We start from the raw sequence: 25984 nt of genomic DNA on the forward strand, positions 1-25984 counted from the left end.
AGCACGGCCGAGCGGACTCCGTCACGGAACTGCCGGCGGAGTCCGCTCGAACTTCGCCTCCTTCACGGACCTGACCGGCTCGATACGGCAGGGCCACACCGCTGTCCGCTGAGCGCGGGCATCCACGTGAACGACCATGAGCAGGCCCAGCTTCACACCGCAGACTCCGGCGACGGGCACAGCGGCGCGGACTGAGTGGGTCTCTCCATCCCGACCGGCGTTCCGCTCCGACGTCCCGGAAGCGGAGGAGGATGTGGGGGGCCGATCAGCAGGCGGGACGTATGCGCTAGATTTTGCCTCTCTTTGACCGCGATCACTCACGATCTCTACCCTTCGGAGTCGGCAACCCCATGAGCGACATCGTCAACGGACTCGGGCGGGCCACCGCATACGGCGGCCTGGGACTGGTCCTGTTGGTCCTCGGCATCGTCCTGGTCGACCTGCTGACGCCCGGAAAGCTCGGCCGACAGATCTGGGAGCAGCGCAATCGCAACGCCGCCATGGTGCTCAGCTCGGCACTGCTCGGTATCGGTGGCATCGTCTTCACGTCCATCTGGACGACGTACGAGGACTTCGGCAAGGGGCTGGTCTCGACCGCGGCATTCGGGCTGCTGGGGCTGGTGATGATGGCCGTGGCGTTCCTGGTGGTGGACCTGATCACGCCGGGGCGCCTGGGTGCGACGCTGGTCGAGGCAGAGCCTCATCCCGCGGTCTGGGTGACGGCGTCCTGCAACCTCGCTGTGTCCGCCGTCATCTCGGCCTCCATCGCCTGAACCGCCGCCCCTGGGAGATGGCCCACCGGCACACGAGCCGTGGAAGTCCCTGCTCCATCGGTCGCGGGTGCTCCGTCCCTCAGATGCGTATGAGGCAGGCTGGTGGCGGATGGAGGGGCGTGAATACGCCGAGCAGATGGCCCGCCCTGTCGCGTGCTCGGCGGCAGGGCGGGCCACAGTTCACCCCGGTCCCTGTGCGGGGACTACTGCGGTAGGGGTGCCTCGCCGGATACGGCGATACCTGCCTGGTGGAAGTCGTCCACAGCCGCGGCTGTCGTGTCCGGGGCGACTCCGACCGAGTAGTCCAGGCGCACCCGTGCGCGGAAGCCGGCCTTCACGGCATCCAGCGCGGTGGCACGCACGCAGTGGTCCGTGGCGATACCCACCACGTCGACGTCCTCGACGCCGCGGGCGCGCAGCCAGTCCGCGAGAGGGGTTCCTGCTTCGTCGGCTCCTTCGAAGCCGCTCTTGGACGCGCTGTGAGCCCCCTTGTAGAAGACGGCGTCGACCTTTCCGCCGATGACGGCGGGGGCGAAGTGGGGGTGGAATTCGCTGCCTTCGTTTCCTGCCACGCAGTGGACGGGGAAGCTGTCCTTGAAGTCCGGGGTCTCGGAGAAGTGACCTCCCGGGTCGATGTGGTGGTCGCGGGTGGCGACCACGTACTGGTAGTCACGGCCTGCGGTCTGCTCCACCAGTTCGGCGATCTTGGTCGCGATCCGCGCGCCACCCGCCACGGGGATACTGCCTCCTTCACAGAAGTCGTTCTGCACATCCACGACGATCAAGCCTCGGCTCACCATGACCACCCTTCAAGATGACGGAACACCCCTCGCGTTGTACCGGCCCTCACGGAGCCCCGGAGACATAAGCGGGTGAGCTCACCCACACGGACGAGCATTTTCACCGCAGGAACGATTCGCACCCGCTGAAGACCATGCCGTGCAGTTCGCAAGCCGGAGGTACCGCTCAAGGTATTGCCCTTCCCGACCCGTCGTGCTTAAGGTCACCCCGTTTGTCGAATCGATTCGATTGATTCGAAGAAACCGGCGGGTCCACGACGGGCCGGGTGGAGGTGGGGATGACGACGATCAAGGACGTCGCCGAGCGGGCAGGCGTCGCACCGAGCACCGTCTCGTACGTCCTGAGCGGATCGCGCAAGATTTCCGAGGACACCCGGCGCGCGGTGCAGGCCGCGATCGACGAGCTCGGGTACCACCCGCGCGCGAGTGCCCGTACGCTGCGCAGCGCACGGACCCGGGTGCTCGCGCTGGCCGCGCCGCGCGTGCCCGGGGCGTACCGGGCGATCGACGGGCGGTTCGCGATCGACGTCACCGACGCCGCCCGTGTGCACGGGTACGACGTGCTGCTGATGACGGACAGCGACGGCGTCGGCGGCCTGCGCCGGGTGGCCCGCAGCAGACTCGCGGACGCCGCGGTGCTGATGGCGGTCGAGGACCGCGACCCCCGTGTCGAGGTCTTGCGCGAACTGGGCTTCCCCGGGGCGCTGCTCGGTCACGACGATCACGCGGCGCTGCCCTGGACCGACCTCGACTGGGAGGCCGCCGTCGCCCTCGCCGTGCGCGAGACCGCCGCTGCCGGCCACCGGCGGATCCTCTTCCTCTCGTCGGCCGAGCACGAGGTCGCCGCACGCCGCGGCTATGCCCTGCACGGCCTCGACGGCGCCCGGCGAGCGGCCGTCGGGACCGCAGCCGATGTACGCGTGATCCCGTCCCACCGCGACCCGGACGTCCTCGCGCGGCGGCTGAGCCAGGCGCTGGCCGCGCGGCCCGTCCCGACCGCGCTGGTCGTCCAGCACCTGATCCTCCTCCCCCGCCTGCTGGACGCGGTGGCGGCGGCCGGGTTGCGGGTACCCCACGATCTGACCGTCGTGCTCGTGGGCAGTCTTCCGGACGAGTTGGGCGTCCGGCATCTGCCGCGGATCGATCTGCCCGTCGCCGAGATGTCCACGGCCGTGGCCCGGCTCGCCATCGACGCGATCGGCCCCGGCCGCGCCGACCGGTCACCGACTTCGCGGGAGCCCGTCGCGACACCTGCCTCGAGCATGTTCTCCGGCGCGCCGCACCACCTGATCCAGCCGCGGATGGCCGGGCCCGTCATCGCCCCGCCGTCGCCCGGCTGACCACTCGGACCGCCCGTACGGCACGGCCGGCGACGCTCCATCGCCGGACCACCGCATGTCCAGAGCCGCACATGTAACGGAGGATCAACCTTGCCGTTCTTAGCAGGACGCATCAGAACAAGACGCGGACGCGTTCCCGCGCTCGCCGCCACCCTTGCCTGTGCCCTCGTCGCGCCAGGGCTGACCGGCTGTGCCGCGGAGCCCGACCCGGGCACCGTCACCGTGCTCAACTCGGCGACCGACACCGCCGAGCACACCGCGAACCAGCGGTTCTTCGACCGCTGCGGCAAGCCGCTCGGCTTGAAGGTCGAGCAGATCAGCGTGCCCGCCGACCAGATCGCCTCCAAGGCGCTTCGGATGGCGTCGTCCGACTCGCTCACCGACATCCTGGAGCTCGACGGCTCGGAACTGCCCCAGTTCGCGCAGACCGAGGGCCTGCGGCCGCTCGACGACGTCGGGGTCGACACCTCCGGCCTCTCCGCGAGCGCGAAGTCCCTCGGCTCGTACGACGGCACCCAGTACGGCATCGCCCGCTCCGTCAACTCCCTCGCGCTGATCTACAACACCAAGCTCCTCAAGGACGCGGGCGTCACCCCGCCCACGACCTGGAAGGAGTTACGGGCCGCCGCGAAGAAGCTGACCGCGGGCGACAACTACGGAATGGCTTTCAGCGCGAGCCCGAACGCGGACGGCGTCTACCAGTTCCTTCCGTTCTTCTGGTCCGCCGGCGGTGACGAGGCCAGGATCGACAACGGCAAGGGCGAGGCCGCGCTGCAGCTCTGGAAGGACCTGGTCGCGGACGGCTCCGCCTCCAGGTCCGTCGTCAACTGGAACCAGCAGGACGTCAACGACCAGTTCGTCGCGGGCCGCGCCGCCATGATGATCAACGGGCCGTGGCAGGTGCCGGTCCTCAGCGCCCAGAAGAAGGTGGACTGGGCGGTCGCGAGCATTCCGGTGCCCGAGGCGGGCAAGCCGGCGGTGCCTCCCATCGGCGGCACCGTCATGGCCGTACCGAAGAACGACGAGGACCCGGCCCGCGAGAAGAACGCCGGCAAGGTCCTGAACTGCCTCAACTCCGAGAAGAACCAACTCCAGTGGGGCGAATCGGTCAACAACGTGCCCACCCGCGCCACGGCCGCGCAGGCGTACGCGAAGCAGAACCCGAAGCTCGCCGCCTTCGCCGAACTCGTCACCACCGCCCGCTCCCGTACCGCGAAGGTCGGCACCGGCTGGCCGGTGGTCGGCGACGCGCTCGCGGGCGCCTTCCAGTCCGTGCTGACGGGCCGGACCAGTCCCGAACAGGCCCTGCACCGGGCCCAGCAGCAGGCTTCGGCGGGGAAGTGAGGAACCGGCCATGACCACCACCGTCACCTCCCCGGCACCCGCCTCGGGCGCCGCCGAAACGAAGTCCGCCGCCGGCCGCGCTCCGCTGCGCCGCGGGCTGCTGCGCTGGCTCTTCGTCGCTCCCGCGCTCGCCTACATGGCGCTCTTCTTCGGCTACCCGCTCGTCCGCAACATCGTGATGAGCTTCCAGCACTACACGCCGAAGACGTACTTCACCGGCGAGGCCCCGTTCAACGGCCTCGACAACTGGCGGGCCGTCTTCGCCAATGAGCTGTTCACCGACGCCCTGTGGCACACGGCCCTGTTCACCGTCGGCTCGCTGCTCGGCCAGTTCACCCTCGGCCTGGCCCTAGCCGTGTTCTTCTCCCGCCGCTTCCGGCTCTCCGGCTTCGTGCGCGCCATCCTGCTGCTGCCGTGGCTCGTGCCCATGGTCGTCTCCGCCGTCGTCTGGCGGCGCATCCTCGACCAGGACCACGGCATGCTGAACACCGCCCTCCACGCGGTCGGCCTGGCCCCGCAGGACGGTGTGCCGTGGCTGAGCAGCCCCGGTGTGGCCCTGCTGTCGGCGATCCTGGTCAACATCTGGATCGGCATCCCGTTCAACATGGTCATCCTCTACGGCGGTCTCCAGGAGATCCCGCGCGACCTGTACGAGGCCGCCTCGCTCGACGGCTCCGGCCCCTGGCGGACGTTCCGCAGCATCACGCTGCCGATGCTGCGCCCGGTGATCACCGTCGTGCTCGTGCTGGGCTTCATGTCGACGGTGAAGATCCTCGACCTGATCCTGGCGCTGACCTCGGGCGGGCCCGCGGACTCCACCCAGACGCTGGGCACGGTCACGTACCAGCTCTCCTTCCTTCAGCTCGACTTCGGCCAGGGCGCCGTGGTGGGCAACGTCCTGATCCTCATCAGCGCGGTCTTCGCCGTGCTGTACCTGCGGGCCAACCGCGCCGACTTCGGCAAGGGGAAGTGACTGATGAGACGACCGACCAGCCTGCTGCGCGTTCGTTCGGTGTGGAACACCGCGGCCGCGCTGCTGATCCTCGCCGTGCTGCTCTTCCCGGTGTACTGGATGCTCAACACCGCCCTCCAGCCCGAGTCGAGCATCGCCGCCACCGAGTGGTTCCCCCTCTCACCGTCCCTGAAGAACTTCGACACGGCGATCAGCACCCAGGGCGGCTCGCTGCTCACCAGCTTCGTCGTCGCACTCGGCGCCGTCGTCGTCTGCCTCGCGCTCGCCGCGCCCGCCGCGTACGGGCTCGCCCAGTTCGGGCTCCGGGGCGGGCAGGGCATCGTCTTCGCGACGCTCATCACGCAGATGGTCCCGGGCATCGTCATCGCCAACGCCCTCTACAGCGCCTACGCGCAGCTCGACCTTGTCAACTCCTACCTGGGGCTGATCCTGGCGGACGCCTCACTCGGTCTGCCGTTCGCGGTCGTACTGCTGCGGGCGTTCATGGTGTCGATCCCGAGCGAGGTCGTCGAGGCCGCGATGGTGGACGGGGCGAACCGCTTCACCGCGTTCGTTCGGATCGTGCTGCCCATGAGCCGCAACGCCCTGATCACGGCAGGACTGTTCACCTTCCTCTTCGCCTGGTCGGACTTCATGTTCGCGCTCACCCTCAACACCACGGACGACGTCAAGCCCATCACGCTCGGCATCTACCAGTTCGTCGGCGCGCATGTCAGCGACTGGGGCGCGGTCATGGCCACCGCCGTGCTCTCCGCCGTACCGGCCGCGATCCTGCTCGTCGTCGCCCAGAAGTACATCGCCGCCGGGATCACCGGCGGGTCGGTCAAGTAGGCAGGTGCCTTCCGTGAGTTTCTCCGAGTCCGTCGAGTTTCCCGAGTTCCCCGCCGGCTTCTTCTTCGGTGCCGCCACGGCCAGTTACCAGATCGAGGGCGCGTACGACGAGGACGGCAGGGGTCCGTCCATCTGGGACACCTTCTGCCGCGAGCCCGGGCGCGTCGCGGACGGCGCCACCGGTGACGTCGCCTGCGACCACTATCACCGCTACCGCGAGGACGTCGCGCTGCTGCGCGAGCTGGGCGTGGACAGCTACCGCTTCTCCGTCGCCTGGCCGCGTGTCCAGCCGGCCGGCTCCGGCCCCGTCAACGCGGCCGGGCTCGACTTCTACGACCGGCTCGTCGACGAGCTGCTGGCCTCCGGCATCTCCCCCGCCGCCACCCTCTACCACTGGGACCTCCCCCAGGCCCTGGAGGACCGGGGCGGCTGGCGCGTACGCGAGACGGCGGAGCGGTTCGCCGAGTACGCCGGGGTGGTCGCCGCCCGGCTCGGCGACCGGGTGGATCGCTGGATCACACTAAACGAACCCTTCTGCAGCGCCTTCGTCGGCTACGCGGCGGGCGCCCACGCCCCGGGCGCCCGTGAGGGCCGCGGCGCGCTCGCCGCCGCCCACCATCTGCTCGTCGGCCACGGGCTGGCCGTGCACGCCCTGCGCGCGGCGGGGGCACGGGAGGTCGGGATCACGCTCAACCCCGACCGGCTGCTGCCGGCCACGGACTCCCCCGCCGACCTGGCCGCCGTACGCCGGGTCGAGACGCTCCACAACGACGTGTGGTTCGAGCCGCTGTTCGCCGGGCGCTACCCGGAGCACGAAGCCGAGACCTGGGGCCAGCTGCTGCCCGGCGGCGACGGCTCGTACCGCCTCGACGGCGACCTCGGTCTCATCGGAGCACCGCTCGACTTCGTCGGCATCAACTACTACCGGCCGATCACCGTCTCCGACGCCCCGTACCGTGACGCCGACCCGGCCACCCGCACCGCGGTCGACGTCCGGGCCGAGGAGACCTGGCGCGACGACGTCCGCCACACCACCATGGGCTGGCCCGTCGTCCCGCACACCTTCACGGACCTGCTGGTGGATTTGGCCGAGCGCTATCCCGGGCTGCCGCCGCTCCTGATCACCGAGAACGGCTCGGCGGAGGCGGACACCGTCGACGCCGACGGCCGGGTGCACGACGTGGAACGGGTCGACTACCTCCACAGCCATCTTGACGCGCTCGCCGCCGCCCTGCGCGCGGGCGTCGACGTGCGCGGCTACTACGTGTGGTCGCTGCTGGACAACTTCGAGTGGGCCCGTGGCTACGGCCAGCGCTTCGGCATCGTCCGGGTCGACTACGACACGCAGACACGCACACCCAAGGACAGCTACCGCTGGTACCAGCGGCTGATCGCCGCCCACCGCGCCCGCACCACCCCTGGTGAGGACCTCCGATGAAGTTCACCGACGGCTACTGGATGATGCGTGAAGGCGTCCAGGCGTCGTACGCCGCGGAGGTCGCCGACGTCCGCGTCGACGAGGACCGGTTCACGCTCTACGCGCCCGTGCGGCACGTCACGCGCCGCGGCCAGACCCTCAACAGCCCGCTGCTGACTGTCGAGTGCTGGTCCCCCGCCGAGGGCGTGATCGGCATCCGCTCCACCCACCACGCGGGCGCTGCCGAGCGCGGCCCGGAGTTCGCGCTGCGCACCGGGCCCGGGCACGCGGCAAGGGTCACCCGGGAGTGTTCGCTGCTGGAACTCACGGCCGGAAAGCTGTCCTTGCGCGTGGACACCGCGGCCCCGTGGCGGCTGGACTTCACCGCGGAGGGTCGCGTCCTCACCTCGGCGAAGGCGCGCGGCACCGGCTTCGCTGTCAAGGGCGACGGCAGCCACTACTCGCTGGCGCAACTCACGCTCGATGTGGGCGAGTTGGTGTACGGGCTCGGTGAGCGGTTCACGCCGTTCGTGAAGAACGGCCAGAGCGTGGACATCTGGCAGGCCGACGGCGGCACCGCGAGCGAGCAGGCGTACAAGAACGTCCCTTTCCACCTCACCAACCGTGGCTACGGCGTCTTCGTGAACCACCCCGGCAAGGTGAGCTACGAGGTCGACTCGGAGGCCGTCGGACAGGTGCAGTTCAGCGTCGAGGGCCAGTCGCTGGAGTACTTCGTCGTGTACGGTCCGACGCCCAAGGACGTCCTGGACCGCTACACGGCGCTGACCGGCCGCCCGGCGCTGCCGCCGGCCTGGTCGTTCGGGCTGTGGCTGTCGACGTCGTTCACGACCTCGTACGACGAGGAGACGGTGAACCGGTTCGTGCGCGGGATGGCCGAGCGCGACATCCCGCTGGGCGTCTTCCACTTCGACTGCTTCTGGATGCGCGAGTACCAGTGGTGCGACTTCACCTGGGACCCGGAGGTGTTCCCGGACCCGGAGGGCATGCTGCGCCGGTTGAAGGAGGAGCACGACCTGCGCGTGTCGGTGTGGATCAACCCGTACATCGCGCAGAAGTCCGCGCTGTTCGCGGAGGCCAAGCGGCACGGCCATCTGGTCCGCAAGGCCAACGGCGATGTGTGGCAGTGGGACCTGTGGCAGGCCGGCATGGCCCTGGTCGACTTCACCGATCCGGACGCACGCCAGTGGTACGCGGGCAAGCTGCGCGCGCTCACCGCGCAGGGCGTCGACTGCTTCAAGACCGACTTCGGCGAGCGGATCCCGACCGATGTGGTCTGGCACGACGGCTCCGACCCGGAGCGCATGCACAACTACTACACACAGCTCTACAACGAGACGGTCTTCGAGGTGCTGAGCGAGGCCCGGGGCGCCGGTGAGGCCGTGCTCTTCGCCCGCTCGGCGACGGCGGGCGGACAGCGGTTCCCGGTGCACTGGGGCGGCGACTGCGAGTCGCACTTCGGCGCGATGGCCGAGTCGCTGCGCGGCGGGTTGTCCCTCGGCCTGTCCGGGTTCGGCTTCTGGAGCCATGACATCGGCGGCTTCGAGGGCACGCCGACGCCCGAGGTGTTCAAGCGGTGGGTGCAGTTCGGGCTGCTGTCGTCGCACAGCCGGCTGCACGGCAGCAAGTCGTACCGGGTGCCGTGGGACTACGACGAGGAGGCGGTCGCGGTCACCCGCGACTTCACCCGCCTCAAGCACCGGCTCATGCCCTACCTGTTCCGTGCGGCACAGCAGGCCGCCGAGCGCGGCACGCCGATGATGCGGGCGATGGTCCTGGAGTTCCCCGACGACCCCGCCTGTCACACCCTCGACCGGCAGTACATGCTCGGCGACGACCTGCTCGTCGCCCCCGTGTTCTCGGCCGACGGCGTCGTCGACTACTACGTCCCGGACGGCACCTGGACACATCTGCTGTCGGGCGAACAGATCCAGGGGCCGGGCTGGCGGCGCGATCGGTACGGCTACGACAGCCTGCCCCTGCTCGCCCGGCCCGGCTCGGTCATCCCGTACGGCGTGAGCGACGACGCGGCGGAGTACGACTGGGCGCACGGGGTGACACTACGGGTCCACACGCCCGTCGACGGTGCGACGGTCGTGACACGGATCCCGGCCCCGGGCGCCCGGGACAGCTCGGTGGCCGTCTTTCGGACGACTCGCGACGGCGACACGGTCACGGTCGACGCGCAGGGGGCACCGGGGCCGTGGCAGGTGCTGCTGGTCGGAGCGCAGGCGGAATCCGGCGACACCGGATCGTCGGGGTCGGCGTCGGCGTCGGCGTCGGCGTCGGCCGAGCGGACCGCGCTCGGCACTCTTCTCGCCGTATCCGCGGGCACGGCCCGCCTCACGGCGCTACTCACCGGGAGCTGACACGGTTCTCACGGACAACACAGTCAGGATGCCCACCGCGCCGATCACTGCGATACCTCCGGGCACCGGTAGGCGGCGCGGTGAGGAGTCGGCGGTCAAGGGCAGCTCTCGCGTGGCCGATGCGGCTGCCATCAGCGAGCGTCACTTCATGTCGCTGGTTCACCTGGCGCAGCAGCACAATGGGCGCCATTGAAGCCCCCAGGGTCTGCTCCGCACCGGCCAGGCCAGATCCGGCGATCGCGAATCCCGTGACCGCGGCCATGCCCTCTCCTGTGCCGCATTGCCTACTGCTCCGGGACGGTCCGGTCGGCGACCGGCTGCATCAGGCCGCGGCGCGCTTGGCGTGAAGCTCGCCATCTAGTTGCTCGAAGAGTTCGTTGCCGGAGGCCCTGAACGTGCGGATGCCCTCGTCCTCCAGCACACGCACCACGTCCTCATAGGACACTCCGACAGCCGCCAGGTCATCGAGTACCTGCTGGGCTTCCCCGTAAGCGCCATGGATGGTGTCGCCCTGGATGCGGCCGTGATCCGCGACTGCGCGCAGGGTCTGTTCCGGCATGGTGTTGACCACCCCGGGAGCCACCAGTTCGTCGACGTAGCGGGTGTCGCGGTACGCGGGGTCTTTCACCCCGGTGGATGCCCACAGCGGGCGTTGCGGGCGCATCCCGGCCGCCGCCAGGGCTCTCCATCGGTCCCCTGCGCACGCCTGCTCGAAGTGCTGGTAGGCCAGGCGTGCGTTGGCGATTGCCGCCCGGCCGCGCAGGTCCCGTGCCTCCGGCGTGCCGATCTTGTCCAGTCGGCTGTCGACCTCGGTGTCCACCCGGCTGACGAAGAAGGAGGCCACCGATGCGATGGACGTCAGGTCGTGGCCCGCCGCATGCGCCCTGCCCATGCCGTCCAGGAAGGCACGGAGCACCTGGTCGTAGCGGTCCAGAGAGAAGATCAGGGTCACGTTGATGCTGATGCCCTCGCCAAGCGCCGTGCTGATCGCCTCCAGGCCTTTCTGCGTGGCGGGGATCTTCACGAACATGTTCGGGCGGTCCACCAACCACCACAGGGCCCGTGCCTCGGCGACCGTCGCCGCCGTGTCGTGGGCGACGCGCGGATCCACCTCGAGCGACACTCGCCCGTCGACACCGTCACTTGCCTCGTACACCGGGCGCAGTACGTCGCAGGCCCAGCGCACGTCGAACGCCGTCAGCAGCCTGATGGCTTCCTCGACCCGAACCCCGCGCCGGGCGTGACCCTTCACCTGCTCGTCGTAGAGGGCACCCGAGCGGATCGCCTTGGCGAAGATCGTCGGGTTGCTGGTGATGCCGACCACCCGCTGTTCCTCCACCAGGTCGGTCAGCCGGCCGCTCGCGAGCCGCTCCCGGCTCAGATCGTCCAGCCAGACCGCTACGCCTTCGGCGGCCAGCCGGTCCAGGTTCTCACTCATGATCTTCCTCTCGAGCGCCGCCCCGGGCGATGCCCTCTGACGAGGCGGGTGAGGCGATGAATGCCACCCGTGTCGTCACCTTCCGTGGCCGCTGCCTGCCGTCAGTGAGACTCCCGCATGCTGTGGCAGCGCTGCGGAGGCATGACACCCATCCCTCTATAGACAATCCTCACTAACAATAGAATCGCGGAAACCTTCTTTAGTCAATCCCTATTGGTTTTACACTGGTGTCCGTGGACCACCCGAAGGAAGCACCCCGCACCGGCGTCTCCCCCGTCGCCGCCTTGGACGAGCCGTCCCGCAGGAGGCTCCACGAGCACGTCGTTGCCTTCCACCTGGACCAGTTGGCCGACGAATCACTGCTGGACGTCGCCTACGAGCGACGCAGCGGATGCACCGATCCGGGAGCGGGCCGACCCGAAAAGCTCTACAAGCGCCCAGCAAGCAGGGTCCGTTCGATCCTGCACCGAATGGTCCACGAGCTGGGCACACAGCTACCCGCCCCCGCAGTTTCACGTCTCACGAGGAGTACGTCATGGACACCACCGCACCGATCACGGCCTCATCGCCGGAAAAGGCTGGTATGCCCGCACGCTTCGCCGGCATCCCCGGACCCCAGACCGCGATGCCGTCCATCACCCCGCTGCGCGTCGTCCACGACACCGGCGGCATAGACCTGCCCGGCGCCGAACGCGCCGCCGCCCAGTTCCTTGAAGCGCTCGGCATCCAAACCGACACCGAGAGCCTGAACGGCACCCCCGGCCGCATGGCCCGCGCCTATGCCGAACTGTTCAGCCCGCGCCCCTTCGACCTGACGACCTTCCCCAACGACGAGGGCTACGACGAGCTGGTGCTGGCGCGCAGGATCCCCGTCCGCTCGGTGTGCGAGCACCACATGCTGCCCGTCATCGGCACCGCACACGTCGGTTACCTGCCCGGCAGCCGCATCCTCGGCCTGTCCAAACTGGCCCGGGTCGTCGAACACTTCGCCTTCCGCCCCCAGGTCCAGGAACGTCTGACCAAGCAGGTCGCCGACTGGCTGCACACCCACCTGGAGCCCAAGGGCGTCGGGGTCGTGATCGAAGCCGAACACACCTGCATGACCCTGCGCGGAGTCCAGGCCACCGGCTCCAGCACCCTCACCTCCACCCTCCTCGGCACACTCCGCCACGACGCCCGCTCACGCGCCGAATTCCTCTCCCTCACCGGCATGCCCACCTGAACCCCCACCGCGTTCCGGCCCCTGCACGCGGGGGCACCGTGGCCGGACCAGTTCACTCGCGCTGGTCGAGGGCCCTGGTCAGCTGTCGGTTGCCGACATCAAGCCGGGCGGACCGCGCCCTTGATCGTGGACTCGCCGGCGAAGAACACCGACTCCTCACGGATGAACGCTCCCGGCCCCGGAGCGTGAATCACCATGCCGTCGCCGCTCCAGATGCCGACATGGCCGAGGTCGTCGTGGAAGAAGACCAAGTCTCCGACCTGGACGTCAACGAGCGAGACCTGCACTCCCGCTCCCCACTGCGCCTGGGCGGTCCGGGGCAGCATGACGCCGGCAGCCTTCCACGCGGCCTGGGTGAGACCGGGGGCGTCGTACGATCCCGGCCCGACCGCGCCCCAAACGCAAGGACGACCGATCTGCGCTCGGGCGAAGGCGACCACCCGCTCGCCCTGCGTGCTGTAGCCGGCCTCCGGCGACAGCCAGGATCCACCGTAGGCACCGGGCGTGAAGGAGGTGGAGGGAGACTCGCTTGCCGTAACCGGTTCCGTCGGGGCGGCAACCCCTGTCGGTGCAGCGGGGGCGGCTGCGGCGACCGGCTCCACGGGCACTTCCGCAACAGGGGCCGCCAGGGCAGATGCAGGGATGCTCGGCAGACCGGCGCCGTAGGTCGCGGTGGTCACGTCGGCCGGTGGACCGGAGGTGTAGTGAGCGGTGGGATCGGCTGACAGAGCCGTGGCATACGGTGCGATCGCACCGGTCGCCGGACCGGCACCGTACATCTCCACCCCGCCTGTTGGGAGATCCGCATGGTGAGTATCCGCGGTGGGGTGCGAGACGGTGGGCAGCGCCGCGGCGGACTCCGGGCCGGGCAGGGGGCTGGACTCCAGGGCGGGCGCTGATGCCGGCTCGTACAGCGGCCGCGCCGCCACGTCGCCGAGGACCGGTTGTGCACCGGAACGCCAGGCGCCGTCATCCCACCGGGACTCGCCTGCCGCAGCCGGTGCGACACGCTGGCCGGAGAGCTCCGGGAGGAATCCAGCGGTCGGTGCCTGAGCTGATCCGCCGGTCAGCTCCCGCGCAACACCGGTGGGTGCTGGGGGCGCTTCGAGAGCGCGGGGTTCCGCGGGAGGTTCCGCCGGGCGCACGGGGCGTGCTGCCTGGGGCGCGCGGTCGGGACGGACCGGCACCCTCCTGTCCGGCTGCGACGCCGACATGGTCGGACCCAGCTTGGCACGGGCGGCGTCGAACCACTGCCGGGCAAGGGTGCCGACCGTGGGCTCCGCGTCCCGCTGGGACCGGCTGCCGGCGGACGCGCCCCGCTGGCGCGGGATCGCAGCGGCGCGGGTCGCGTTGAAGGTACCCGTGTCGCTCTCGGCCCGGTCGTAGAGGCTGTCGATCCACCGCCGGACCTCGTCAGGGCTCGGCCCCTCGCTCTCATTCACCAACGCGGGAACCACCAGACCGCGAGAGACGGGCCTCGACAGTGAAGGCCTCCGGGACAAGGGAGTTGGCCATGCCCGCGAAGTCGGTCACTTCAGGGCGCGAGATTCGTTCCGACTCCATGGAAATGGGCGCTCCTTCCGTCCGAGAGTGCACGAATCCACCTGCCTGTCGGCGGAAGTTGTGCACGTAGTGGTCAACTTAGCCAACTTGTGAGCCTCTCGTGAAGATCGAAGCCCGAAAAGTACCGATATGCTTCTGTGATCTTCCCCCCCTTCAATCACAGCCCCCACGCAATCCATCTCACAGGTACAGACCTCGGACCAGATGGGGACATCATGGGCGACCGAGCGAGCGCCAAGAGCGGCGGGCGCTTGCCGAGACGACCAACAGGCAGAACTGCCCCGAGCGTCCAGGTCAGGGGGGCTGAGCACGCCGTTTGCGGCTGGTGACACGGTTCTTGCGGGAACTCCGACAACCGCCACCGGGGAGGATCCGCACGGACCGCCAAGACCCCTGCCGCCCATAGGCGCCCCAACTGCCTTGCTGTTTTCGCTCGTCACCGCGCCCCACCGGCACACAGAAGGGGGAGCCGACGTGGCCGTTTCGAGACCTACGGCGCCCGCTCAGTCAGTGACGGCGGCCGCGGCGCCTGCGACTCCCGCGGAGACCGCCGCGAGGGTGCGAGTCACCGCCGTGTTCACCGCTTCGGCGCCCCAACTCGCCTGCTCCAGCCGCTTCGCGCGCTGGTGGACCGCACCCGACCAGGGGATGTGGTGCAGACTCGGCAGGGTGCCGCTCGCGGAGAGCAGACCGATCAGCGCCGCCGTGCGGGCATCGGGCTCCGCACCGTCCACCATCCAGACGCTGGGCGTCGCTCTGGCCGCCGCCGTCGCCTTCGACGCCTTCGTGGTCCGGATGGCGATCGCACCCGCGGTCCTGGCACTGCTCGGCCACCGGGCATGGTGGCTGCCTCGTATCCTGAACCGTGTGCTGCCGAATATCGACATCAAGGGTGAGGCACTGAGCAGGCGAGTGCCGACCTCCGCGACCGGACCGGACGCAGCGGTGCGGCGGCTCCCCGTCGGCCGGGATTGAGTCGGCCATGACGAAGACGGGGGGCGGTGGGCCGCGATCACGCGACGCGTGGTGGCGGGAGGCGGCGATCACCGCGACGGCGTTCGCGTTCTGTCTGCTCGGCGGGGTGATGCAGGTCGACGACACCCTGTCAGCGCCGCGTGCCACCGCCTACGTCATCGCCGTGGTGTCCTGTGCCGTGCTGCCGGTACGGCACCGGGCACCCCTCGCCGCCCTGGCTGCCACGACCGCGGTCGGCGTGCTGGTGCCGCCCTTGGGCCTCCTGCTCACCCCGCTCATCGTGGCCCCCGCCGTGATCACCGCTTACTCCTACTCGCTCGCCGCGCGCACCGAACGGCGCGCGGCGGGCGCGGTGTTGCTCACTTCCGCGGTGCTGGTCGCCTCCATCCCGTTGTCCGGGGACCTGTCGTGGAAGGACGCGAGCAGGATGGGAGTGGTGGCGGTGTTCCCGCTCGTGGCCGGCGTACTCGGTCACTCGGTGCGCAACCGACGGGCCTACCTGGCGGCCGTGGAGGAGCGGGCCCGGCGGGCCGAGGAGAGCCGGGACAGCGAGGCGCGCCGGAGAGTGGCCGAGGAACGGCTGCGCATCGCCCGGGAACTGCACGATCTGGTGGCCCATCAGATCACCCTGGCCAACGCACAGGCCACGGTCGCCGCCCACCTCTTCGACGCGCGCCCGGAGCAGACCCGCAAGAGCCTCGAGGAACTCGTCGGGACCACCGCCGACGCGCTCGACGACCTGCGGGCCACGGTCGGTCTGCTGCGTCAGGCCGGGGACGCGCCCGCGTCCGCCGAACCGGCGCCCGGGCTGTCCCGGCTTCCCGCGCTCCTCGATTCCTTCCGCCGCGCGGGCCTGGTGGTGTCGGTGCACCAGGAGGGCACGGCCAGGCCGCTGCCGCCGGGGGTGGACCTCACCGCCTACCGCATCGTCCAGGAGGCCCTGACCAACGTGACCAAGCATGCCGGCACCGGCAGCGCCCGGGTGCACCTCGCCTGGAACCGCGATCGCGTGACCATCACCATCGCCGACGACGGAGAGAGCGCTCGTACGGCACCGCCCGTGTCCACGGAACCGAGTGCGTCCACGGCGGCGGACCGTCCCCCCGGTTACGGTCTGATCGGAATGCGTGAACGTGCCACCGCGGTCGGTGGACACCTCTCCGCGGGCAAGCGCCCGGAGGGCGGCTTCCTCGTCTCCACCCAGCTGCCCCTCCCGCCCGCCAAGGACACGGCACGGAGCACTGACGGAGCGACGACCACCGATGAGGGACGGATGGCCGACGGAGTGCCAGGCGACGGACGGACGGGCGACGGAGAGCCCGGGGGGACAGCGTGACGCTCAGGGTGCTCCTCGCCGACGATCAGGCCCTGCTGCGCGGTGCCTTCCGCATGCTTCTCGACAGCGCCGACGACATCACCGTGGTCGGCGAGGCCGGCGACGGCAGGGAGGCGGTGAGACTCACCCGGGAGCTGCGCCCGGACGTGGTGGTCATGGACATCCGTATGCCCGAGGTGGACGGTCTCACCGCCACGTCGGAGATCTGCGCGGACCCGGAGCTGCGCGCCAGCCGCATCCTGATCCTCACCACGTACGAGACCGACGAGTACGTCGCTCAGGCGCTGCGCGCGGGGGCCGGCGGCTTCATCGGCAAGGGCATCGGGGCCGAGGACCTGGCGGACGCCGTCCGTACGATCGCCGACGGCGACACGCTGCTGTCCCCCGCCGCGACCCGCTCCTTGGTCGCCCGTTTCCTGGCCACACCGGACGACGCCCCGCCGCACCACGCCGAACAACTCGCCATGCTCACCCCGCGCGAACGCGAGATGGTGGCCCTGGTAGCGACCGGCCTGTCCAACCAGGAGATCGCCGAGCGGATGTTCCTCAGCCCCTTCACCGTCCGCGCCCACGTACAGCGCGCCATGACGAAACTGGAGGCCCGCGACCGGGCTCAGCTCGTCGTCATCGCCTACCGGACGGGCCTGGCCCACGCAGCCCCCGACGGCGGCACGGACCGCCTGTCGTAGCCCGGTACCGGGAGCCCCTTCGGTGCCCTGCGAATTCGGGCAGCGCAAGGGCTGAGTGGGCCGGTCGTGCTGTCGTTGAGGGCATGGTGACGAGATCACGCAGCATGGTGTTGCGTTGCTCCAGGGCCCGCGCCGTGGTGGGAAAGAGCGTGGCCGCACCGTTGTCGACCAGTGCCTGATTCATGGCCACGAACTCGCGAACGTCACGATCGTAGGCGGCGAAGGCCGCAGTGTGGTCCCGGTTCGCGGCCAGGGCGTTGGCGAGCATGTAGGCACCGACCAGTGCGAGGCTTGAGCCTTGTCCGGTGAGGAACGAGGGTGCGTACGCGGCGTCACCGACGAGCGCGACGCGGCCGCTGGACCAGTGGGGCATGCGGATCTGACCGGCCGTGTCGAAGAACAGGTCATCCGCGTCGCGCATGGCGTTGACCATGCCAGGGACCTCCCATCCCGCTCCTGCGAAGGTCGTGGCGACCAGGTCCCGCTGGGCGTCAGGGTTCCGCAGGGCGTCGAACGGCGGTTGTGGTTGGTGGAAGTTCAGGAAGGCGTGCACCTCGTCGTTGTCGTTGTCCCCGACGGCGTAGAGGGCCGCGGCTTTCCCCGGGGTGTTCCACATCATGACCTCGCGGGTGAGCCCGAAGGTGTTCGGCATGGTGAATATGGCGAAGCAGTAGCCGAGATAGCGGTGGAACCGGGCTTCGGGGCCGAACAGGGACTCCCGGGTATGTGAGTGCATACCGTCGGCGCCGACTACCAGGTCGAACGTGCGCCGTTGCCCACTGCGGAAAGTGACGTCGACCCCTTGTCCGGACTGGTCGAGGGTGTCGATGGAGTCGCCGAACAGGAATTCCACGTCGTCGCGGACCATCGCGTAGAGGATCGCGGCCAGATCCCCCCGACGCACCTCGAGGTCATGTCCCTCGGCACCGCCTGCAACGGCACTCGGGGTGAGCGAGGCGACTTCACTGCCATCGGCGTTGAGGAAAGTGCAGCGACGCAAGCCGACATGCGCGTCCTGTAATTGCGGCAGTATCCCCATCCGCCGGACCACCTCTGTCGCGGTCCCGCGGACGTCGATCGGGTAGCCGCCGTCGCGCAGTGCGCCTGCCTTCTCGACCACTGTGACCGCGAATCCGGACCGGTGCAGCCAGTACGCCAGCGCGGGCCCGGAGATACTGGCCCCGGAGATCAGAACTCTGCGCTTCGCGGTTGCAGTCACGTCCATCGGCAGACCGGTCGGTGTCATGCCTGGGCTCCTTTTTTCGTGATGCGGACAACGAGCAGTGACAACGCGGCGACGAGGCCGGCGACGGCTAAGCCTGTGACGAAGGCCGATTCCGTCGGCTGACCCGTCGTCAGGTCGGCCCCGGCGTCGAGAATCGCGCCGGCGACCTGGGCGCCCAGGGCGACGCCGATCACGCGAGTGACCACGAGCAGGCTGGTGGCGATGCCGATGTCCTTGGTCTCGATGGCGGTGGCGGTGCCGGCAAGCAACGCCGTGGTACCGACGCCCGCGGCGAACGCGGTCAGCACCTTCGCGAGGACGAGCTGCCACTCCTCGGTGTGCAGCGACGCCAGGGCGATCATCGTGGACGCCGTGACGACGGTGCCCACGATGACCACGGCACGCGGACCGAAACGCCGCGCCGCGATCCCGCCCACCGAGTCGCTCACCGCACCGGCGATGGCGCCGGGAAGCAGGAACAGTCCGATGTCGGTGGTGCCGGCTCCAAATCCGTACCCGTCGGCCGATACCCCGAACAGTTGCGGGAGCAGAAAGGCCACCATCCCGAAACTGGTGGTGATGACGAAAGTGAGCACGCACGCATTCCACATAGCGGGCTTCGCCAGCATGCGCAGAACGACCAACGGCGAGGCTGTCCGGCGCTCGACGACGACCCATCCGGTCGCGAGGGTGGCCACGACCACCGCGATGGCACCGACAGCGAGTGGCGGCACGCCGCCGTCCCTCGTCACCGTCACGAGCCCGAGCATGAACGCGAGCAACGTGCCACTCAGCAGAACCGTGCCGGGCCAGTCGATCCTGTCGTCCGATGGGATCGGCGGATCATGCGGCATCAGCCGAGCCACGGCCAACGTCGACGCCATGATCGCGATCGTCGGCAGCGCGAACATCCACTGCCAGGACAGTTCTTCCGCGATCGGACCGGCACACAGCATTCCCACCGTGCTGCCGCCCGTGAACAGCGCGACGACCAGCCCGATCGCCGCCTGTGACGCTCCTGTCGGGAGGTGCTTGCGCACCAGGATGAAGGAGAGGGGCAGCGCGCCCACCATGACGCCCTGCAATATCTGACCGAGCAACAGCACCGGCAGGTTCGGCGCCAGGCCGGCCATCAGACCACCGGCCGAGACCACGGCCATCAGCCGGACCAGCACCCGCTTTCCGCCGTAGCGGTCGCCCAGTTTGCCCGCGACGGGCGTGATGACCGCGCCGGTGATGAGTAATGCGTTGCCGATCAAAGCCCCTTCGGCAGGACTGACCCCCAACTCACGTTGCAGCAGCGGGAGAGCGGGCTCCACCACTGACTGCAAAGTGCCGAGGGCGAGCGCCAAGATACCGAGGGCACCGATCGACAGCCACCCGTTGCGGACCGGGGAGACCACGGCTTCGGATATGGACGTCCTGTTCACGGGCGCTCGTCCAGCACCAGGGCACCCAGCCACAGACCACCCACGAGCCGGAGCCGCCGGACGGCCCACCGTCCGATCCGGTAGAGAAAAGTCGCCACCTGCTGATCACTCCAGACACCACTAGAGAAGGGGAATGCGCGAGATCTCGCGCATTCCCACACTCCCCTTTGGTGTCCTGGCGGGCATCGTCCCCCGCAGCCGTCTTGGCCTGGTGCACCCGGACCAGCCACTCACCCGTCCTGGTGCCTACGCACTACAAGCCGACTTGGGCCTTGCAGGACTGCGTCTGAACTCCGAGGAGTTTCTCAGCGCAGCCGGCGCACGCGCAGCACCAGGTCGTCGCTATGGTGCGCGCCGGCGCCACCGTCGAGTGCCACACGTGGCCGTTGCTCGTCCACCTCCACCTCCCAGTCGTCGTCGAGTGCGTCGACGACCATCGAGGGCCAGACGTAGTCAGCCGGATCAAAGCCGCTGTCGTCCGCCTGCCGGGTGTCCACCCCCGCGTGGTGTACGACCAGCAGCACACCGCCGGGCGCGACGGCCGCGAGCAGTGCTCGCTCGGCCGCGGCGTCGGCGGTGCGCAGCAAGGCCGGGTACTGCGCGGAAACCAGGTCGAAGGAGGCCGGCGGGAGCACCGCCTCGGTGAGTGCGGCGTGTACCCAGTGAACGGCGACGCCGGCGTCCCGCGCGTGCCCGGCCGCCCGCAACAGCGCCACGCCAGAGACCTCGAGCGCGGTCACGTCCCAGCCGCGGCGCGCGAGCCAGACGGCGTCCGCGCCCTCGCCGCAGCCGACGTCGAGTACCCGCCCGGGTGTGAGCCCGGCGACCTCTGCCACGAGCGCGCCGTTGGGCCGGCCGCTCCACAACTGTTGTCGCTCGGCGTAGCGGTTGTCCCACTCCGCCCGCACCGCGGGGTCTCCCACATAGTCGTCGGCGGGTGAGGGGATTCCGGACGCGGGCGATGTTGCTGCGATGTTGTCGGTCACGGGCCCACCGTCGCCCACCGGATCCGGGTCTGCCACTCCTGTTGCCGGTCCGGCAAACTGGCGCCCGAAAGAACCTCGGAGTCATGCCTACGCCGCCGGCGAATTCTCAGGGCGAGGACCGGTCGCCGCAGTGGCCGATCCGCGCACCCGGGCGACTGCCTACTGCGGCTTGGTCGCGATCTGGATCAGGTTGCCGCAGGTGTCGTCGAAGACGGCGGTGGTGACGGGGCCCATCTCCAGGGGTTCCTGGGTGAAGCGGACTCCGAGGCCGTGCAGGCGCTGGTACTCCGCCTTCACGTCGTCGACGGCGAACTGGGCGAGTGGGATGCCCTCTTGGACGAGTGCGTCACGGAAGGTCTTGACGGCCGGGTGGCCCGCGGGCTCCAGAAGGAGTTCGGTGCCTTCGGGCTCCTCGGGCGAGACGACGGTCAGCCACCGGTCCTTCTCGCCCACCGGCACGTCGTGCTTCTTCACGAAGCCGAGGATCTCGGTGTAGAAGTGCTCGGCCTTGGCCTGGTCGTCGACGAAAACGCTGGTCAGATGGATCTTCATGGAGTGCTCTTCTCTGGTCCGGACGTATCGGCCACCAGCCATCGCTCGGCGATCTGCCGCAGCGGGGCTGTGTTCAGCTCGTGGAACTTGTAGCGGCCCTCCCGCCGTGTCTCGACGAGCCCGGCAGCCTCCAGCACGGCGAGGTGTTGGGAGACCGCTTGGCGCGAGATGCCGAGCTGGTGCTTCATGCTCAGCCGGGAGCAGATCTCGAACAGCGTCTGTCCGGACTTCTCCGCTAGCTCATCGAGGATGGTGCGGCGGGTGGGGTCGGCCAAGGCTTTGAATAGGTCATCGGCCACGACCACACAATAGGCAACTGTTCACTTGCATATCAAGTCGACGAGCACCCCCACCCGTCAGATGACGTTGACGGTGTCGAGGAAGCGGGCGGCGAGCTCGGTGTCGCCGGTGACGGTCACGTCGCTGTCGCGCCAGGACGACCGTTGCGTGCCCCAGTCGGGGAAGGTCAGCGCGGGGGCGGTGACGTGCGCGGCGACCGCGCCGCTGGATGGAGCCAGGCCGCCTGCCACGTCGATCCACCAGGTCCCGCCGCCGGGGCCGGTGAGAGTCAGTGCGACGCGGGCGTCGAGCCCGGCGACGGGCGCCTGCGCGACCTGATTGCTCAGTACGGCGATCATCCACGTCAGGACTGCGCGCATCCTGTCGGCCTCGGTGGGCGGCACGGGCCGACCGAGCGCTGGGGCCATGTCATGACGCAAGTGCGTGTGATGGTCGAAGACGAGTGCGCCACCGATCATCAGCCCCATGGGGTAGCGACCGAGTTCGGCCAGCCGTACCCGCACTCGGGCGGCGGGCGTGCGTCTCACGGCGTCGAGGAGCGCGGTGGCTCGCCGGCTGGTGCGCCGGTACTCGGCCATCACATCGGCACGGCTCCGGTCTCGCCGTCGACCGACAGGGTCTTCATTCACCTGTTCGAGGCTTGCGGCGAAGATCGTGCGCAACCCGGCGGGCGTGTAGAAGCTCCGTGCCGTCGCACCGATGTGGGCGACGACATCGGCGATGCGCCATCCGGCTGCGGCGCTGGGCGCGGTCCATTCGTCGTCGGCGAGGCTGCCGGTGAAGTTCAGCATCTCGGTGCGTTCGACGCGGAGGGCAGCGACCATGTTCGGCAGGTCCGCCGCGGGCAGGCGATTGCTCACGTCGTCTTCTTCTCCGGTTGTGAGGCGGGACGGCGGATCGCCTGCACGGCCGCGTCGTAGAGGTCGAAGGTGTCGGCCTGTCCACCCAGGCGCATCCATTCTTCTGTTGCTGCCTGGAGGCAGGTGATCGCCGCGGCCGCGACCGCACGCGCTTGCAGGGCGCGGTGGTCGGACTCGGGCAGTCGCGGCTCGATCAGCGGTGCGAACAAGTCCTGCCAGCGAGCCTGCTTCTCGGCGTGGCCGGCGCGCAGGGATTCATTACCGAACAGCAGCGTGATCATCTCCAGCCGGCGCTCGGCCGTGAGGTCGATCTCCTCGAGCACCTGGAACGCCGCGCGCAGGGACGTCCACGGGTCCTCGTCGGCCGGGCGCTCGGCGAGCCGCGCCGCGATCAACTCCCCCTGCTCGGACAAGCCGTTGAGCGCGAGGTCTTCCTTGTTGCGGAAGTAGTTGAACAGGGTCCGCTTGGAGACACCCGCTGCGGCGGCGATCTCCTCGAGCGTCGTGTCGTCGTACCCCTTGGCGGCGAACAGTTCGAGGGCGGTGCGGGCGAGGAGCGAGCGAACCACCGAACGGGTCTGCTCCCGAAGAGGTGCCGGTTTCTGGGCCATGCACCAATGGTACATCTCTTCACGTGATGCACTCTCTTGCACTCAGTGCAAAGAAGTGCGTAGAGTGCATGCCATGAGCAAAATCGACTATCGCCGCCAGACCGTCATCGTCACCGGAGCGAGCTCCGGCCTCGGCGCGGAATTCGCACGCCAGCTGGCCCGTCGCGGCGCGGACCTCGTACTCGTCGCCCGCCGCGCGGACCGGCTCAAGGACCTGGCCGACGAACTCACCCGCGCCCACGGCGTCACGGTGCACACCGTCGCCCGCGACCTCGGCCAGCCCGACGCCGGCCGCACCCTGCGCGCCGAACTCGAATCCCGCGGCATCTACGCCACCGGACTCGTCAACAACGCCGGCTTCGGCAGCCACACCGCCCTCGCCGACGAGGACCCGGACCGCCTGCAGAGCATGATCGCGCTGAACATCAGCGCGCTGGTCGACCTCAGCCGCGCCTACATCGACCCGCTGACCTCCGCCGACACCGGCATCCTGATCAACGTCGCCAGCCTGCTGGGCTTCCAGCCGACCCCGTACCTGAGCGTCTACGGCGCCACCAAGGCCTTCGTCCTCAGCTTCACCGAATCGCTGTGGGAGGAGACCCACGACACCGACCTGCGCGTCCTCGCCGTGTGCCCCGGCGCCACGAAGACCGAGTTCTACGACGCCGCCGGCAGCGAGACGGCCGACTACGGCGCGAAGCGAGTCACCCCCGAGCACGTCGTCAGGACCGCCCTCGACACGCTCGACCGCCGCTCCGCGCCTCCGTCGGTGATCACCAACGGCCGCCCGCTCGCCCTCGCCAGCAAGTTCCTGCCGCGCCGCCTGATCGTCCGGTTCATGGGCCGGATGGCCCGCCGTTAGCCGGCACTGCTCCTGCGTCGCTCCCACCAGCAGCAGTCGCCGTCACCAGCAGCTAAGGAACAACACCGTGACCATCACAGAAGCCGCCTCACAGCCCACGGACGCGGAGCGCTTCGGTCGCATCCTCGCTGTTCAGCGCGCTGCCCATCTCCGCGACGGAGCGCCCTCACTGACTTCGGAAATCGCTCGCGACACGAGACCGCGATGATGGAGCTCGGGGGCATCATCCAGGTTGTCGACTACCTGGAGCGCAATCTCCGAAGATTCATGCGCCCGACCGGCCGCCACACCGCCTGGCACATGCGTTCCGGCGCCAACCGCATCGAGTACCAGCCGCTCGCAGTGGTCGGGGTCATCTCACCCTGGAACTATCCCGTCAACCTGTCGCTGATGCCGGTTGTCACCGCGATCGCCGCCGGCAACCGCGTCATGCTCAAACCGTCGAAGTTCACCCCGGCGACGAACACCGTGCTCGCGTCGATACTGAGCGAGCTCTTCCCACCCGAGCAGGTCACGATCGTCAGCGGCGACGGTGCCGCGTTCTCCTCCCTGCCCTTCGACCATCTCGTCTTCACCGGCAGCACCGAAGTCGGACGGCCCGTGATGAAGGCGGCGTGCGGCCGCGCCGCGTGCGCTTGCAGAGCGCGGTGGTCGGACTCGGGCAGTCGCGGCTCGATAACCGGCGGCTTCCGCCGCCAAGTGCAGGCCAGACGGGTTCAAGCGACCAAGGCGGTCGCTTCGGAGCGTCGTCATTGAGTGATGGCGGTGTGCGCCGTCGTCGCCGAGGGGCAGATGAACTCGTCGACCTCGCTTTCGTCCGGAGACAGATCGTCGGTGTTCGTGCGTCATGTCGGCGCGCCGCCAGCAGAACCAGAACGCGTCGATCTGCGGCCCGGCTGGTCGCGGAACCGGTATGGGACGGGTTCCGGGCACTCGTCTCCGTCACTGCCAAGCAACTGATGGGCCGAAAGAAGGAATTGGGCCGCGCAGCCGTCGGTGCGGCACAGCTAATCTGCGCGAATGAAGCGGATTCAGCGTGCCGCCGGCGCGGTCGTCGGCTCAGCGGTGGGCGATGCTCTGGGCGCCCCTTTCGAGTTCGGTCCCCAGGGAGCGTTCTCCGCGCGGTTTTCCGCGCCCGGTGCGCCCGGTGCGCCCGGTGCCGGCGGCGAGATGTGCGGAGGCGGTGGCTGGGACCCCGGCGAGGCCACTGACGACACGCAGATGGCCGTCCTGGTCGCGGAGTCACTGCTGGAGTGGGGCGGACTGGACCTGCCGGACATCTTCGCCCGCTTCCAGCAGTGGGCAGCATCAGAACCCAAGGACATCGGCTTGCAGACCGAAGACGTCCTGACCAACGGCATGCCCTGGGACCTCGCCGCCGCGATCCATTTCCAGGTCAACCGACGAGCAGCGGGAAACGGCTCCTTGATGAGGGCGTCGACCTCCGCGGTCCACTTCGCGGCCGCCGGCCAGGAAGCCACCATGGACGCAGCCCGGCGCATCGCTGCCCTCACCCATGGTGACCGCGCGGCCTGGGAAGGCACCGCGATCTTCCACGAACTCATCCGCGTCACGCTCGAGGACACCGACCCCCTCACCGCGCTTCCGGACATCCTGGCTCTCGTCCACCCCGACCACCGCGGCCGCTACGCCACCGTCCTCGCACCCGACTGGCACCCCGATCAGGCAACCGAGTTCAACGGCGCCGTCTGGCCCTGCCTGGGATCCGCCGTCTGGGCCCTGCGCACCACCACCAGCTTCGAAGACGCGATACGCGCGGCGATCGACCTCGGCGGTGACACGGACACCGTCGCCGCGGTGACCGGAGGCCTCGCGGGGGCGTACTACGGGCTGGATGCAATCCCGGCCCACTGGACCCTGCCGCTCCATGTCCCCCTCCCCGGATTCGACGGACGGGTACTGCACCTGGCAGATCTGCTCCACCTTGCCCACCGCCTCGCAACCAGTCACGCCGGTCATCCGCCGACCGATGGGGGCTGTTGAGGCGGCGAAGGCCACCCTCGGCTTCGCCCGCCGGTCGGCACGGTCCGGCTTCGCACTACACAGCGC

The 25984-nt window shown here is 69.4% G+C and carries 24 protein-coding genes and 1 pseudogene; 14 read left to right on the forward strand and 11 right to left on the reverse strand.

The window, feature by feature from the left end; translation table 11 throughout:
• The first annotated feature begins 350 nt into the window (after positions 1-350).
• A complete protein-coding gene (locus CP976_RS00485; RefSeq protein ID WP_150478478.1) occupies positions 351-773 on the forward strand; it encodes a DUF350 domain-containing protein in 423 nt (140 codons plus the stop codon).
• 203 nt (positions 774-976) lie between these two features.
• Here the strand turns inward: CP976_RS00485 and CP976_RS00490 are convergent, their stop codons facing one another.
• Positions 977-1570 (reverse strand): isochorismatase family protein, encoded by a 594-nt coding sequence (locus CP976_RS00490; RefSeq protein WP_150478479.1) that lies wholly within the window; start codon positions 1568-1570, stop codon positions 977-979.
• 281 nt (positions 1571-1851) lie between these two features.
• Between CP976_RS00490 and CP976_RS00495 the strand changes: the two genes are divergently transcribed.
• The 6 genes from CP976_RS00495 to yicI all read left to right on the forward strand — a co-directional run bounded on the left by CP976_RS00495 (position 1852) and on the right by yicI (position 9865).
• Positions 1852-2913 (forward strand): LacI family DNA-binding transcriptional regulator, encoded by a 1062-nt coding sequence (locus tag CP976_RS00495; RefSeq protein WP_150478480.1) that lies wholly within the window; start codon positions 1852-1854, stop codon positions 2911-2913.
• Between the two features lie 90 nt (positions 2914-3003).
• The gene (locus tag CP976_RS00500; protein WP_150478481.1) at positions 3004-4257 is read left to right on the forward strand and encodes a sugar ABC transporter substrate-binding protein; all 1254 of its coding nucleotides are present in this window, start codon (positions 3004-3006) and stop codon (positions 4255-4257) included.
• A 10-nt stretch (positions 4258-4267) separates the two neighbouring features.
• Positions 4268-5230, forward strand: coding sequence for a carbohydrate ABC transporter permease (locus tag CP976_RS00505; RefSeq protein ID WP_150478482.1), 963 nt, complete (start codon positions 4268-4270; stop codon positions 5228-5230).
• A gap of 3 nt (positions 5231-5233) precedes the next feature.
• Positions 5234-6061, forward strand: coding sequence for a carbohydrate ABC transporter permease (locus CP976_RS00510; RefSeq protein ID WP_150478483.1), 828 nt, complete (start codon positions 5234-5236; stop codon positions 6059-6061).
• Between the two features lie 13 nt (positions 6062-6074).
• Positions 6075-7499: a GH1 family beta-glucosidase gene (locus CP976_RS00515; protein ID WP_150478484.1), complete on the forward strand. Its 1425-nt coding sequence runs from the start codon at positions 6075-6077 to the stop codon at positions 7497-7499.
• On the forward strand, positions 7496-9865 hold the full coding sequence (gene yicI / locus CP976_RS00520) for an alpha-xylosidase (protein ID WP_150478485.1): 2370 nt from the start codon (positions 7496-7498) through the stop codon (positions 9863-9865). Before CP976_RS00515 ends, yicI begins: the two co-directional genes overlap by 4 nt.
• Before the next feature lie 322 nt (positions 9866-10187).
• Here yicI and tal read toward each other — a convergent pair whose 3' ends face one another.
• On the reverse strand, positions 10188-11303 hold the full coding sequence (gene tal, locus CP976_RS00525) for a transaldolase (protein ID WP_150478486.1): 1116 nt from the start codon (positions 11301-11303) through the stop codon (positions 10188-10190).
• Between the two features lie 535 nt (positions 11304-11838).
• Between tal and folE the strand changes: the two genes are divergently transcribed.
• Complete coding sequence (gene folE / locus CP976_RS00535) at positions 11839-12525, forward strand: GTP cyclohydrolase I FolE (RefSeq protein WP_190147045.1); 687 nt, start codon at positions 11839-11841, stop codon at positions 12523-12525.
• Between the two features lie 98 nt (positions 12526-12623).
• Here folE and CP976_RS43210 read toward each other — a convergent pair whose 3' ends face one another.
• Together CP976_RS43210 and CP976_RS00545 are read right to left on the reverse strand one after the other, a co-directional pair.
• The gene (locus tag CP976_RS43210; protein WP_229876489.1) at positions 12624-13967 is read right to left on the reverse strand and encodes a C40 family peptidase; all 1344 of its coding nucleotides are present in this window, start codon (positions 13965-13967) and stop codon (positions 12624-12626) included.
• Between the two features lie 624 nt (positions 13968-14591).
• Positions 14592-14825 (reverse strand): GPP34 family phosphoprotein, encoded by a 234-nt coding sequence (locus tag CP976_RS00545; protein WP_229876491.1) that lies wholly within the window; start codon positions 14823-14825, stop codon positions 14592-14594.
• Between CP976_RS00545 and CP976_RS00550 the strand changes: the two are divergent.
• The 3 genes and pseudogenes from CP976_RS00550 to CP976_RS00560 all read left to right on the forward strand — a co-directional run.
• Positions 14806-15063: pseudogene (locus CP976_RS00550) on the forward strand (MMPL family transporter); the annotation flags it as partial. The gene CP976_RS00545 and the pseudogene CP976_RS00550 overlap by 20 nt on opposite strands.
• 7 nt (positions 15064-15070) lie before the next feature.
• Positions 15071-16399: a sensor histidine kinase gene (locus CP976_RS00555; protein ID WP_150478488.1), complete on the forward strand. Its 1329-nt coding sequence runs from the start codon at positions 15071-15073 to the stop codon at positions 16397-16399.
• Positions 16396-17088, forward strand: a complete 693-nt coding sequence (locus CP976_RS00560) for a response regulator transcription factor (protein ID WP_150478489.1) — start codon at positions 16396-16398, stop codon at positions 17086-17088. The genes CP976_RS00555 and CP976_RS00560 overlap by 4 nt, the downstream gene beginning before the upstream one ends.
• Here CP976_RS00560 and CP976_RS00565 read toward each other — a convergent pair.
• The 7 genes from CP976_RS00565 to CP976_RS00595 form a co-directional block, all read right to left on the reverse strand.
• The gene (locus CP976_RS00565; RefSeq protein WP_229876494.1) at positions 17024-18334 is read right to left on the reverse strand and encodes an FAD-dependent monooxygenase; all 1311 of its coding nucleotides are present in this window, start codon (positions 18332-18334) and stop codon (positions 17024-17026) included. The genes CP976_RS00560 and CP976_RS00565 overlap by 65 nt on opposite strands.
• Complete coding sequence (locus CP976_RS00570) at positions 18331-19728, reverse strand: MFS transporter (protein WP_150485155.1); 1398 nt, start codon at positions 19726-19728, stop codon at positions 18331-18333. The genes CP976_RS00565 and CP976_RS00570 overlap by 4 nt, the downstream gene beginning before the upstream one ends.
• A gap of 320 nt (positions 19729-20048) precedes the next feature.
• Positions 20049-20729: a class I SAM-dependent methyltransferase gene (locus CP976_RS00575; RefSeq protein ID WP_150478490.1), complete on the reverse strand. Its 681-nt coding sequence runs from the start codon at positions 20727-20729 to the stop codon at positions 20049-20051.
• Between the two features lie 159 nt (positions 20730-20888).
• A complete protein-coding gene (locus CP976_RS00580) occupies positions 20889-21281 on the reverse strand; it encodes a VOC family protein (protein WP_086854146.1) in 393 nt (130 codons plus the stop codon).
• Positions 21278-21580, reverse strand: coding sequence for an ArsR/SmtB family transcription factor (locus tag CP976_RS00585; protein ID WP_150478491.1), 303 nt, complete (start codon positions 21578-21580; stop codon positions 21278-21280). The genes CP976_RS00580 and CP976_RS00585 overlap by 4 nt, the downstream gene beginning before the upstream one ends.
• Before the next feature lie 57 nt (positions 21581-21637).
• Entirely contained in the window at positions 21638-22441 is an 804-nt protein-coding gene (locus tag CP976_RS00590) for a maleylpyruvate isomerase N-terminal domain-containing protein (protein ID WP_208838916.1), read from the reverse strand.
• The gene (locus CP976_RS00595; protein WP_167537245.1) at positions 22438-23052 is read right to left on the reverse strand and encodes a TetR/AcrR family transcriptional regulator; all 615 of its coding nucleotides are present in this window, start codon (positions 23050-23052) and stop codon (positions 22438-22440) included. Before CP976_RS00595 ends, CP976_RS00590 begins: the two co-directional genes overlap by 4 nt.
• Before the next feature lie 73 nt (positions 23053-23125).
• On the opposite strand from CP976_RS00595, the gene CP976_RS00600 reads away from it, so the two are divergent.
• The 3 genes from CP976_RS00600 to CP976_RS00610 all read left to right on the forward strand — a co-directional run bounded on the left by CP976_RS00600 (position 23126) and on the right by CP976_RS00610 (position 25918).
• The gene (locus CP976_RS00600) at positions 23126-23914 is read left to right on the forward strand and encodes an SDR family NAD(P)-dependent oxidoreductase (RefSeq protein ID WP_150478493.1); all 789 of its coding nucleotides are present in this window, start codon (positions 23126-23128) and stop codon (positions 23912-23914) included.
• 204 nt (positions 23915-24118) lie between these two features.
• Positions 24119-24670, forward strand: coding sequence for an aldehyde dehydrogenase family protein (locus tag CP976_RS00605; RefSeq protein ID WP_167537246.1), 552 nt, complete (start codon positions 24119-24121; stop codon positions 24668-24670).
• Positions 24671-24934: 264 nt separating this feature from the next.
• Entirely contained in the window at positions 24935-25918 is a 984-nt protein-coding gene (locus tag CP976_RS00610; RefSeq protein WP_150478494.1) for an ADP-ribosylglycohydrolase family protein, read from the forward strand.
• Positions 25919-25984 lie beyond the last annotated feature (66 nt).

It is taken from the genome of Streptomyces coeruleorubidus, from assembly GCF_008705135.1.
Lineage (GTDB): Bacteria > Actinomycetota > Actinomycetes > Streptomycetales > Streptomycetaceae > Streptomyces > Streptomyces coeruleofuscus.

Bases quoted from the DNA above. Each gene is read 5' to 3' on its own strand.
- CP976_RS00485 (WP_150478478.1), top strand. From the start codon at position 351: ATGAGCGACATCGTCAACGGACTCGGGCGGGCCACCGCATACGGCGGC.
- CP976_RS00495 (WP_150478480.1), top strand. From the start codon at position 1,852: ATGACGACGATCAAGGACGTCGCCGAGCGGGCAGGCGTCGCACCGAGC.
- CP976_RS00505 (WP_150478482.1), top strand. From the start codon at position 4,268: ATGACCACCACCGTCACCTCCCCGGCACCCGCCTCGGGCGCCGCCGAA.
- CP976_RS00510 (WP_150478483.1), top strand. From the start codon at position 5,234: ATGAGACGACCGACCAGCCTGCTGCGCGTTCGTTCGGTGTGGAACACC.
- yicI (WP_150478485.1), top strand. From the start codon at position 7,496: ATGAAGTTCACCGACGGCTACTGGATGATGCGTGAAGGCGTCCAGGCG.
- tal (WP_150478486.1), bottom strand. From the start codon at position 11,303: ATGAGTGAGAACCTGGACCGGCTGGCCGCCGAAGGCGTAGCGGTCTGG.
- folE (WP_190147045.1), top strand. From the start codon at position 11,839: ATGGACACCACCGCACCGATCACGGCCTCATCGCCGGAAAAGGCTGGT.
- CP976_RS00545 (WP_229876491.1), bottom strand. From the start codon at position 14,825: ATGGTGGACGGTGCGGAGCCCGATGCCCGCACGGCGGCGCTGATCGGT.
- CP976_RS00555 (WP_150478488.1), top strand. From the start codon at position 15,071: ATGACGAAGACGGGGGGCGGTGGGCCGCGATCACGCGACGCGTGGTGG.
- CP976_RS00565 (WP_229876494.1), bottom strand. From the start codon at position 18,334: ATGACACCGACCGGTCTGCCGATGGACGTGACTGCAACCGCGAAGCGC.
- CP976_RS00580 (WP_086854146.1), bottom strand. From the start codon at position 21,281: ATGAAGATCCATCTGACCAGCGTTTTCGTCGACGACCAGGCCAAGGCC.
- CP976_RS00595 (WP_167537245.1), bottom strand. From the start codon at position 23,052: ATGGCCCAGAAACCGGCACCTCTTCGGGAGCAGACCCGTTCGGTGGTT.
- CP976_RS00600 (WP_150478493.1), top strand. From the start codon at position 23,126: ATGAGCAAAATCGACTATCGCCGCCAGACCGTCATCGTCACCGGAGCG.
- CP976_RS00605 (WP_167537246.1), top strand. From the start codon at position 24,119: ATGATGGAGCTCGGGGGCATCATCCAGGTTGTCGACTACCTGGAGCGC.
- CP976_RS00610 (WP_150478494.1), top strand. From the start codon at position 24,935: ATGAAGCGGATTCAGCGTGCCGCCGGCGCGGTCGTCGGCTCAGCGGTG.